Genomic DNA, 715 nt, shown 5'->3' on the forward strand with positions numbered 1-715 from the left:
TGTATCTGTGGTTGTAGGAGTCGCAGGGTCAGTTACCGTTACGGTTACCAATAATCTTACTGAACTCTCACAGCCTGTTGCAGCATCTAATAATGAAGCATAATAAGTGCCGCTTGTCAAAGCAGTTGTTGCCGGAATTGCTGTTCCGCCTGTCGCTGCGCTGTACCAGACAACATTGGTCTCGTTGGTCTGGATGCTCGCAAATGTTGGTGCGTTTACCAGACAGAAATCCTGTGTTGTATCTGTAGTCGTTGGTGTTGCAGGATCAGTTACAGTTACGGTTACTAGCAATCGTACTGAACTCTCGCATCCTGTTCCAGCATCCAATAATGATGCGTAATAAGTGCCGCTCGTCAAGGCAGTCGTTGCCGGAATTGCTGTTCCGCCTGTCGCAACATTGTACCAGACAACATTGGTCTCGTTGGTCTGGATGCTCGCAAATGTAGGTGCATCTTCCTGACAGAAATCCTGTGTTGTATCTGTCGTAGTCGGAGTTGCAGGGTCTGTAACACTGACTGCAACCGCCAATCTTACTGAGCTTTCACAGCCTGTTCCTGCATCCAATAATGATGCGTAATAAGTGCCGCTCGTCAAAGCAGTCGTTGCCGGAATTGCTGTTCCGCCTGTAGATGCGCTGTACCAGACAACATTAGTCTCGTTGGTCTGGATGCTCGCAAATGTCGGTGCATCTTCCTGACAGAAATCCTGTGTTGTA

1 protein-coding gene is annotated in these 715 nt (G+C 48.4%); it reads right to left on the bottom strand.

Annotated elements, in window-relative coordinates:
- Positions 1-715 (bottom strand): Ig-like domain-containing protein (locus ACFFLS_RS19040; protein WP_446685242.1); only part of this gene is annotated, 715 nt, incomplete at both ends.

It is taken from the genome of Flavobacterium procerum, assembly GCF_042431625.1.
GTDB lineage: Bacteria > Bacteroidota > Bacteroidia > Flavobacteriales > Flavobacteriaceae > Flavobacterium > Flavobacterium procerum.